We start from the raw sequence: 9,914 nt of genomic DNA, 5'->3' as shown, positions 1-9,914 counted from the left end.
ATGCGCTAAAGGAGAATAAATGGTGAGGATTTCTCGTGCGACCCGTTCTTGCCGTTCACGTGAAGAATTGGCCAGCTCACGCAGTGCATAGGTACGTTCTGCCAGCTTGATTAACACGACGCGGACATCTTCTGTCACTGAAATCAGCATCTTGTAAATACCAGACAGATGTTCACGCTGGTTATTATTAAAATGGTCTTCCAGGCGTTTATTTTTTTCAATCAGTTCAGACAGCTTACCCATGGACAGCGTGCCTTTGACCAGGCTGTAGACCTGTTCACCGAATTTTTCCTGCACTTCTGCCAGTGGCATAACGCCTTCACGTACTGCGCGGTAAAGCATGGCAGCAGACAAGGTATCTTCATCGACATAGAGATGCGCAAGAATATCCGCCATTTCAATACCGGTATAGAAGGTATTAGAGCGATGCTGAACCGTACTTTGTAGCTCTTTTTCTAAGGTTAAACGGGCAACTTCTTCGAGCTGCTTCAGGGGAGCCCCGTCTAATATGCCACGAACCCGATCTAACCATTCAGTCAGATCCTGCTGTGCTTGTTCGGCATGTTCTACAGTCGCCTCCTGTGACAACTCAGTGAGCCGCCCAGGCAGTTGCTCACGTACTGTGACCATACCCTTCTCCTACTTTTAGATACATCATCTCTTTGATCGTTTATTTAATTTTCTTTTTCGAACAAGGCAATCGACTCGACATGTCCGGTATGCGTAAACATATCCATCACACCGGCTTTGGTTAGCTGATAACCCTGTTGTACCAGTAGCCCTGCATCTCTTGCAAGCGTAGCAGGATTACATGACACATAAACGATTCTTTTGGCACCAAACTGAGGGATATAATGCATGACTTCTTCTGCTCCAGCACGTGGCGGGTCGATTAATAATGCATCAAATCCTTGATTTGCCCAAGACTGGTGCGAAAAATCTTTGGTTAAATCTTGTGAATAGAACGAAACTTGTGCAATACCATTATTGTTAGCATTTTCCGCACCACGTTGCACCATTTCCTCACTTCCCTCAACCGCAACCACCTGACCAGACGCACCAACACAGCGCGCCAGTGGCAAAGAAAAGTTTCCTAATCCACAAAACAGATCCAGAACGCGTTCGCCCTGCTGTAATTGAAGCAAATCACATGCCAAGCGCACCATTTGCGGATTGATCGTTGAATTGACCTGAGTGAAGTCCAATGGATTAAAACCGAATTCCACATCAAAGTCATCAAGACCATAGTGTAAGCGTGCTGCCTGTTCAGGCTCATCAATCCGCTTCAAATAATCTTGGCCTGCAGGTTGCAAATAAAGCTGCCAACCTTTCTCTAACGTAAATTGGCGCAATCGGTTGACATCTGTTACCGATAATTCTGCGGTTTCACGAATGAGCAACGCAATGTCATGATCACCCATAGCCAATTCTATATGACCAATATCTGCCTGACCATCGAGACTTTGGAGCAATTGTTTAAGACGTGTAACCGCTCCAAACTCGCGATCCAGAATCATACAACGGTCAATCGAAGTCAGCTTATTGGACTGGTTCTCACGAAAACCAACCACCAACTTTTCTTTTTGAGGCAGATAACGCACCCCAATCCGGGCTTTACGACGGTAATCTTCACGTTGTGAACGTAACGGTGGCAGCCATTCTACAGGCTGAATCCCGGCAAAATGCTGCAAATGTGATTTCAGAACATTCTGCTTAAGTTCAATTTGGGCATCTGGATGGATATGCTGCATATTGCAGCCGCCGCATACGCCAAAATGTGGACACACAGGTTTGACCCTGATCTCGGAAGCCTCACTGAGCAACTCAAGGCTATCCGCCTCTTCCAGTTTTTTGACTTCACGGGTAATGCGGGCACGTACGGTTTCACCCGGCAAGGCATAGCGGATAAAGACTTTCTTGCCATGCTTTTCAAGTGGATGATCCGGATGTGAACCATAGTGAGCGATGCCACGTCCTTCATGTGAGAGTGATTCAACCTGAAAAATATACTCGGATTGCGGTGCTGGACGTGGTGGTGCTCGACGTTTCATGAAAACCTAGGATGTGGAGATGGGAAAATCAAAACGGGTAAATTCAGTTCTTTGTGAGGTTTCACGCCAGACTGATAAAAAATCTGCATGTTGCGGCTGGGTATGCAGGTATTGAATCGTACTCTGCACCAGATGCTGATAATCAGGCAACATCAACTGGCCTTTTAGCAACAGCCAGCGAATATAGACCAACCAGGTATTGAGCACATCACCTTCGCAATAGCTGGTGAGTTCGCTCCATTGCTGGTTGCGTACATATTCCGGTACATGATAGCCACCATCGCCACGCTTGCCTGGATAACCCAGTAAATGAGCAACATCATCCAGTTTCTGAAAATGACGGGCATGAAACATGGCCATGACATCCATCAAATCGACATGACGCTGATGGTAACGATTCTGGTAGTTATTATAACGCTTTTGCGTATCAATTTCGCCCTGATCGAACAGACTTGGCGCAGATAAGCCATGATACATGGCCCGATAAAGAATGACCGGAAGATCGAATTGTGAGCCATTCCAACTGACTAGCGTCGGATGACGCTTGTCAAAAATGGATAAGAATTTTTTTAAAATTTCCGCTTCACTGTACTGTTCATGGCTAAAAGAAAACAGGCGCATGCCCTGTTCATCCATCCATAAACCGGAAATACAGACAATTTCATGCAAAGGCAGACGCTGAAAGTCCGAGCCTGATTCCTGACGGCGTAATTTGGTCAGGGCCTGATCCAAATCAGCCTCAGGCAGATCCAGACCAAACAGATGCGCGCCTGATTTAAGATCGGTCTGGGTTTCAATATCGAAAGTTAAAACAGGCAGGCGCATAAAAGATTTCTCAAAAATTATTCAGGATCTTGTACAGAGAACAAGCCTGTAGACAGGTAACGGTCACCACGGTCACAGATAATACATACAATCACTGCATCCGGATTTTCTTCTGCAAGCTTGATGGATGCCCAAACTGCACCGCCAGAAGATGTGCCGGCACTGATACCTTCTTTTTGCGCCAGTTTACGCATAGTACGTTCCGCTTCAATCTGTGGAATATCGATAATACGGTCGATACGGCTACGATCAAAAATCGTTGGCAAATATTCTTCTGGCCAGCGACGGATACCGGCAATACTAGAACCATCAGATGGCTGTAGGCCCACAATCTGAATATCCGGATTCATTTCTTTCAGATATTTAGATACGCCCATGATCGTACCTGTAGTACCCATTGAGCTGACAAAGTGTGTAATTTTGCCACCTGTTTGCTGCCAGATTTCAGGACCTGTGGTCAGGTAATGCGCTTCGACATTGTCCGGGTTACCAAATTGGTTTAACACCAGACCTTTACCTTCAGCCTGCATTTGCAAGGCCAGATCACGTGCACCTTCCATGCCCTGCTCTTTGGTCACTTCAATCAGTTCAGCACCATAAGCACGCATTGCGTCCTTACGTTCCTGACTCATGTTATTCGGCATAATCAGCTGCATCTTGTAACCACGCATGGCCGCAACCATCGCCAATGCAATCCCTGTATTTCCGCTGGTCGCCTCAATCAAGGTATCACCCGGTTTGATCTGTCCGCGCTTTTCCGCCTGCATGATCATGTTATACGCTGGACGGTCCTTGACCGAGCCTGCCGGATTATTTCCTTCGAGTTTTGCAAGTACTGTGGCTTGAGTGTGACTAGCCAGACGCTGCAAACGCACCAGTGGCGTTTTGCCTACATAATGGTCCAGTAAAAATTCGTCTGCTTGAAAATCAGGGGTGGTATTACTCATTATTTGCACCTATATCGAGGTGCGGCTATTGTATGAAAAAATGCATTTCCCTGCACCCATTTATAGCAGTGCTTTTGCATAAAACTGTATAGATCACGATCAGCACGGCCAATTCGCCCTGTTTTAGCTTGATAAAACTCCTCAATCGTGACAGTGACTTAGCTCACTTCTCCCCCTGAAAAGATTTGCTTAAACACACATAATGACTGTTCAGCGCAATGGTTCTTATTTTCTGCGTTAATCTGGAGCTTTAGAAAAATAATGCTGAAATTTTAACAGTAGATTTAAAGCATGCTAATATGCAAAGCATAAGGAAAATACTGCTTGAATCATGTCAAATATCAACAAAAAGCTGTTTAAACGCCTACACTTAAATCATGCTTATGGACAGCTGATTGCACTGATTTTTGTACCCATTACTATTCTGGCCTGTGTCGGCGCTGCTCTGGTCATCTCGGAAACTTCCAATGCCGCACGTGCCCAGCAAAAGCAGATGGCCATTGCGATTCTGACCCGTTTTCAGGCCACTTCTGAATATGCGCTGGACATTTTGAGCCTTTATCCATGGCAATATGAACAAGCTCATGACGCCATGCAAAATATGCTGAATGAAAAGCATCTGGTTCGTGCGGCTATTCTGGATGAAAATGGTAAAAGTAAACTCGGTATTGGGTTTCAGGAACAGGCGCCTTGGCCGGACTTTAAAAAAGACGGCAATTTTGTTGGCCCGATCTTAGATAAAAACAATCATATTTATGCAGTCAAAGTAAATGAAAATGGCATGAATGCAGGCTGGCTGGCGATCGAACTGGACAATCAGCCCTTAGAAATTGCCCGCTACCGGGTCCTGATCGTTTTGATTGCGACCGGCTTATTGACCTTATTGCTCTTGTTGTTATGTCTGAATTTCTATTCTCGTCGCTGGATTGCACCGATGTATGAAATTCGCATGCAGCTGCAACGCCTGAATGCCGACACCCTAGATCAGCATATGGTGATTAACAGTACCGGTGAATTGCGTCTTTTGCAGCGTGATATTGCCAATGTGGTGAAACGTCTGCATTTCAGTTTTCTGGAATTGCGCGAGCATACCGAACAGACTGAAGATGATTTGCGCCGTACTCTAGATACTTTAGAAGTTCAAAATATTACTTATCGTCAGGCACGTGATCAGGCGATTTCGGCCAACCAGGCCAAGTCGGTGTTTCTGGCCAATATTTCCCATGAATTACGCACACCCTTAAATAGTATTGATGGTTTTATTCACCTGCTGCTGCGTCAAGGCAATCTTAGCAATGAGCAAAGCCTGTATTTACAGACCATCCGCAAATCTTCTGCGCATCTGCTGGCCCTAATCAATGATGTACTGGATTTCTCCAAGATCGATGCCGGCAAACTGGAACTGGAAACCGCACCTTTTGATCTGGAAGAAGCCATTTTCGATGTGATGGACATGCTCTCACCACTGGCTGCACAGAAGCATATCGATATGGCGTTCTACTTTGCAGACAATGTGCCAAAACATGTGATTGGTGATGTACTACGCTTCAAGCAGATTCTGACCAACCTGATTTCCAATGCGATCAAGTTTACTCCAGATGGCGAAATCATTGTTCGGGCACGCATGGAGCATGATGATATCGGACAATGTCTGCTGCATTTTAGCGTTCAGGACAGCGGCATTGGCCTGAGCGGAACTGACCGCAAGAAACTGTTTGAATCGTTCTCGCAAGGCGACACCTCGGTCACCCGCCAATTCGGTGGTACAGGTCTAGGGCTGGCCATTTCTAAGCAACTGGTTCACCTGATGCATGGTCAAATCGGCTTTGAAGATAACCAGGAACGCGCTCCAACAGAAAAAGGCTCAACCTTCTGGTTTACCGCCCAATTCCCGGTGGATGAAGATATTGTTCATGAACATCCGGACTTCAGTGATCTGACCGTTGTGTCTTATCTTGCCCATCCGGCAACAGCGAATGTTTTGAGACATTATCTGGAAAATTATCGCGTCAAACATATTGAGTCGACGTCCATTCTGGATCTGTTCAGTCGTCTGAACCATTTACAGAATATCGAGAATACCTGGCTGATTGTCGACCATAGTGGCGATAGCCAGGCTCTACTGACAGAGATTCGCTCTCGCTATCAGGGACATCTGGCTGTGTATGGTTATCAGATGCAGCTGGATCCGAACATGCTGAATGACCATCGTGCCCGTGCCCTGCATCAGCCCCTGAGTCGTAGTGCTCTGATTCAGCTACTTGGTAATCAGCCGATCTTCGATCAGGAACAGCATGAAGACTTTAATGGTCAGGGACTGCATATTCTGGCTGTTGATGACCATCTGCCGAACCTGATTGTTCTGGAAGCTTTACTGGCCGAACTGAATGTCACCACGACCAAAGCCATTAGCGGACAGGAAGCGATTGATATCATCCAGAGCCGTTATGAACAGGGCCTGCCATCTTTTGATCTGGTGTTTATGGATATCCAGATGCCAGTGATGTCCGGTATCGATACCACGCGTGCAATCCGTTCACTGGAATCAACTTTTGAAAATCATCAGCGTCTGCCGATTATTGCCCTGACGGCACATGCCCTTTCCGATGAGAAACAGAAACTGCTACAAAATGGTATGGATGATTATGTCACTAAGCCTATTCAGATTGATCAGATCGTGCAGATCCTGACGCATTGGACGACTGAGAGTTTTAAAAAGATTCCGGTGCTGGAACGTGCCAATGTCATTGATGCGCTAGATCCGAATATTCTGGACTGGCAGCAAAGCCTGCAACTGGCGGCCAATAAAGAAGATCTGGCCGTCGATCTGCTCAGCATGCTGGTCGACAGTTTTGAAAAAGAGCTGGATGAAATTGATCAATTAATTGAACTGGAAGATTTTCCGCAGCTGGAACATGTTTTGCACCGTCTCTATGGGGCTACTCGTTATGTCGGCACACCGACTCTGCAAAAAGTTACCGGAAGTTTTGAGCAGTTTGTCTCGACCTTGCGTAAGGAACGCCGTAAGGCCGATGACAGTTTTGTTCAGGAAGTACTGAAATATCTGGATGAACTGAAAGCAGTGATTGAGCAGGTAGAACAGGCAGCTCAGCAAATTTTAAACAAGCATAGTGGTTAAAAAATTACTGTTTTACTTACTCATATCTGTATGACTGCGCTGTCATGCAAGCACAGATTGCTCATGCTATGCTCGCTTACAGAAAAATTAAGGATGAATACCATGTCACTTGTGCGCTTTGAAAAAAATAATGGAATTGCCACGGTTACTCTCAGCCGTCCAGACAAACGTAATGCTATGAGCTTTGCCCTGCTGCGTGAACTGGTGCAGATTGCGAACCGGATTAAAAAAGACAAGTCAGTGCGTTGTGTCATTTTAACCGGTGAAGCGCAGGTCTTTAGTGCCGGCATTGACTTGGCCGATTTAAATAATCCTAAAAATCGGGCCTATGCGGCTTGGGAACTGATCCGTCCTGGACAGAGCTTATTCCAGAAAGCTTTTCTGGTCTGGCAGGAACTGCCTGTCCCCGTCATTGCAGCCATTGAAGGTTTCTGCTTTGGTGCAGGTATGCAACTTGCGCTGGCTGCGGATATCCGGATCGCTCACCCTGCGACCAAAATGTCAATTATGGAAACTCGTTGGGGCCTAGTACCAGACATGGGATTAACGCGTTCACTCAAAGGTCTGATCGGGATTGATCTGGCCAAAGAGCTGACCTTAACCGCACGTATTTTTGAAGGTGCCTATGCCAAAGAAATTGGCCTGATCACCCATGTTGATGAACAGCCATTAGCAAAAGCACAAGCTTTGGCTGAAGAAATGTTACAACGCTCTCCAGATGCCTTGATGGCCTCTAAATTTGTGCTGGATGCGATGGAGCACAAACCCAACAAGTCATTGCGTATGGAAAAAATCTGGCAGCTTAAACTGTTACTCGGTAAAAACAGTCAACTGGCACGCAAGAAGGATAAAAATCCGGACGTGCAGTTTGTGCCACGTCAATATCGATAATTATGGCTGAAGCAAAATCAAAAGATGAGAGATAAAATGCAATTCGATCATGATAGCAAAATTGCCTTTTTAGGTATGGGACTCATGGGCAGTCGTATGGCAACCCGCTTGCTAGAAGCAGGTTTTCAGGTTGCAGTCTGGAACCGTACGGCCAGTGCCTGCGATCCTTTGCTTGCACTCGGAGCCACTCCGCTATCTCTAGATCAAATTGCAGATTATCCGGTTATTCTGACCTGTCTGGCAGATGATGCCGCGGTGCAATCGGTCTTTGAGCAGATTCAACCACATCTGGTAGCTGGTCAGATCATTGTCGATTTTTCCAGTCTCTCCGTACATCAAACCAAAACTTTAGCTGAACAGGCCCAAGCTAAACAAGTGATCTGGATTGACTCTCCTGTGTCTGGCGGTACTGCAGGTGCAGAACAAGGCACGCTAGTCATCTTCGCGGGTGGTGATGCAAAAACTATTACCGCACTTGATCCCATCTATACCGTGCTTTCACAACGTGTCACTCGCATGGGTGATACGGGAACCGGTCAGGCGACTAAAATCTGTAACCAGCTGATTGTGGCAGCGAACAGTACCCTGATCGCTGAAGCAGTGGTCCTGGCCGATCGTGCCGGTGTAGATACTGCCCTGCTTGCACCAGCATTAGCCGGTGGTTTTGCTGACTCCAAGCCTTTTCAGATTCTGGCCCCACGTATGGCCAGCCAGACGTTTGAACCCGTGCAATGGAAAGTGCAGACACTGTCGAAAGACCTGAACAATGCGGTGCAACTGGCTGCTACTTTGTCTTTGGATATCCCTGTGGCAAGCCAGGCCCTGTCTCAACTCAAAGCCCATCAGCAAGACGGATTTGCTGAGGCCGATCTGGCTACTGTAATCAAGCATGTAGACCGCTAATATTACATTTCAATATTCTGCCTTGAGCAAGGAAAAGCCCATGACCAAACTCGCCGTTAACCTCTCCATGATTTTTACGGAAGTACCGCTGTTAGAACGTTTTGCCTTGGCTCATGCGCACGGTTTTAAACATGTGGAAATCCAGTTCCCCTATGAACTGAGTATTGAGCAGATTCAGCAGCAGCTTCAGTTGCATGATCTGGACATCTGCCTGATTAATGTACCTGCCGGTGATCTGATGCAAGGTGGACACGGTCTTGCTGGTATCCCTGGACAGGAAATCGAGTTTCGTCATGCCGTAGAGCAAGCCATTCAATATGCGACTGCTCTGAATGTACCGAGTGTCAATATTCTGGCCGGTAAACAGCCACTGGATTGTGATCTGCTTCCTTGCCTGAACACCTTGGCGAGTAATCTGAAAATTGCCTGCTCCATGCTCTCTGATTATCAGATTCAGCCGGTCTTTGAAATGATCAACGGTCAGGACATGCCACGTTTCCTGATTCAGAATGTGGCCCAAGCTCAGGAGATGCTGGAAGCTGTCAATCATCCTGCCTTGAAAATGCAATATGACTGTTATCATATGGCCATGATGGGTGAAGATGTACTTGAAGCCTTAAAAGAAAATATTGCAGAGATTGGTCATATCCAGTTTGCAGACTGCCCGGGGCGTCATCAACCCAATACCGCTTCCATTCCATATTATGAGATTTTTCAATGGTTAGAGAATAGCCAATACAATGGTTATGTCGCAGCCGAATATAAACCTCTGGGGACTTCGGAAGAATCCTTTGGCTGGAAAGAACAGTTCTTCCCGGAGTATGACTAAAGCGGCGGAAGGTGCATTTGAAATTTTGGGCTAAAACCGCTATATTAGATCATGCATAATTGTTAGGAAATTATACTCCCTATGAATTTAGAACCATCGCCCAGCGCTTCTAATTCTCACGATCACACTATGAATTCTCATGCACAAGCAGTAAACGCATGCTTGAAAGTTGTACATGCAGCCCTCGAAGATGTAAAGGCTAAAGAAGTTGTTCAGCTTGATGTTGCTAGCATCAGCAACGTGGCAGATGCCATGGTGATTGCAAGCGGTACATCAACCCGTCATATCAAATCACTTGCAGATAATGTTGCTGAAGAAGCACGTAAAGC

The 9,914-nt window shown here is 46.3% G+C and carries 9 protein-coding genes; 5 read left to right on the top strand and 4 right to left on the bottom strand.

What is annotated here, in order from left to right; all coding sequences use genetic code 11:
* The 4 genes from B4J23_RS10245 to cysM form a co-directional block, all read right to left on the bottom strand.
* Nucleotides 1-630 (bottom strand): HD domain-containing protein (locus B4J23_RS10245; RefSeq protein WP_291360443.1); only part of this gene is annotated, 630 nt, incomplete at its 3' end.
* 44 nt (nucleotides 631-674) lie between these two features.
* Nucleotides 675-2,051, bottom strand: a complete 1,377-nt coding sequence (rlmD, locus tag B4J23_RS10240) for a 23S rRNA (uracil(1939)-C(5))-methyltransferase RlmD (protein ID WP_291360441.1) — start codon at nucleotides 2,049-2,051, stop codon at nucleotides 675-677.
* 6 nt (nucleotides 2,052-2,057) lie between these two features.
* Nucleotides 2,058-2,876: a 3'-5' exonuclease gene (locus B4J23_RS10235; RefSeq protein WP_291360439.1), complete on the bottom strand. Its 819-nt coding sequence runs from the start codon at nucleotides 2,874-2,876 to the stop codon at nucleotides 2,058-2,060.
* A gap of 17 nt (nucleotides 2,877-2,893) precedes the next feature.
* On the bottom strand, nucleotides 2,894-3,823 hold the full coding sequence (cysM, locus tag B4J23_RS10230) for a cysteine synthase CysM (protein WP_034702431.1): 930 nt from the start codon (nucleotides 3,821-3,823) through the stop codon (nucleotides 2,894-2,896).
* A 331-nt stretch (nucleotides 3,824-4,154) separates the two neighbouring features.
* Between cysM and B4J23_RS10225 the strand changes: the two genes are divergently transcribed.
* From B4J23_RS10225 to B4J23_RS10205, 5 genes are all read left to right on the top strand, one after another.
* On the top strand, nucleotides 4,155-6,962 hold the full coding sequence (locus tag B4J23_RS10225) for a GacS-like sensor histidine kinase (protein ID WP_291360437.1): 2,808 nt from the start codon (nucleotides 4,155-4,157) through the stop codon (nucleotides 6,960-6,962).
* A 102-nt stretch (nucleotides 6,963-7,064) separates the two neighbouring features.
* Entirely contained in the window at nucleotides 7,065-7,853 is a 789-nt protein-coding gene (locus B4J23_RS10220; RefSeq protein ID WP_005233879.1) for a crotonase/enoyl-CoA hydratase family protein, read from the top strand.
* Nucleotides 7,854-7,889: 36 nt separating this feature from the next.
* Nucleotides 7,890-8,756, top strand: coding sequence for an NAD(P)-dependent oxidoreductase (locus tag B4J23_RS10215; RefSeq protein WP_291360434.1), 867 nt, complete (start codon nucleotides 7,890-7,892; stop codon nucleotides 8,754-8,756).
* Between the two features lie 40 nt (nucleotides 8,757-8,796).
* Nucleotides 8,797-9,585 carry a hydroxypyruvate isomerase family protein gene (locus tag B4J23_RS10210; RefSeq protein ID WP_159123083.1) on the top strand — a complete coding sequence of 263 codons (789 nt, stop codon included), beginning with the start codon at nucleotides 8,797-8,799 and terminating at the stop codon, nucleotides 9,583-9,585.
* A gap of 81 nt (nucleotides 9,586-9,666) precedes the next feature.
* Nucleotides 9,667-9,914: RsfS/YbeB/iojap family protein (locus tag B4J23_RS10205; RefSeq protein WP_291360431.1), on the top strand; the 248-nt coding region annotated here is incomplete at its 3' end.

Source organism: Acinetobacter sp. UBA3025, assembly GCF_002367915.1.
Taxonomy (GTDB): Bacteria; Pseudomonadota; Gammaproteobacteria; order Pseudomonadales; family Moraxellaceae; genus Acinetobacter.
This window is presented reverse-complemented; position numbering and strand designations above follow the sequence as displayed.

Bases quoted from the DNA above. Each gene is read 5' to 3' on its own strand.
- rlmD (WP_291360441.1), bottom strand. From the start codon at position 2,051: ATGAAACGTCGAGCACCACCACGTCCAGCACCGCAATCCGAGTATATT.
- B4J23_RS10235 (WP_291360439.1), bottom strand. From the start codon at position 2,876: ATGCGCCTGCCTGTTTTAACTTTCGATATTGAAACCCAGACCGATCTT.
- cysM (WP_034702431.1), bottom strand. From the start codon at position 3,823: ATGAGTAATACCACCCCTGATTTTCAAGCAGACGAATTTTTACTGGAC.
- B4J23_RS10225 (WP_291360437.1), top strand. From the start codon at position 4,155: ATGTCAAATATCAACAAAAAGCTGTTTAAACGCCTACACTTAAATCAT.
- B4J23_RS10220 (WP_005233879.1), top strand. From the start codon at position 7,065: ATGTCACTTGTGCGCTTTGAAAAAAATAATGGAATTGCCACGGTTACT.
- B4J23_RS10215 (WP_291360434.1), top strand. From the start codon at position 7,890: ATGCAATTCGATCATGATAGCAAAATTGCCTTTTTAGGTATGGGACTC.
- B4J23_RS10210 (WP_159123083.1), top strand. From the start codon at position 8,797: ATGACCAAACTCGCCGTTAACCTCTCCATGATTTTTACGGAAGTACCG.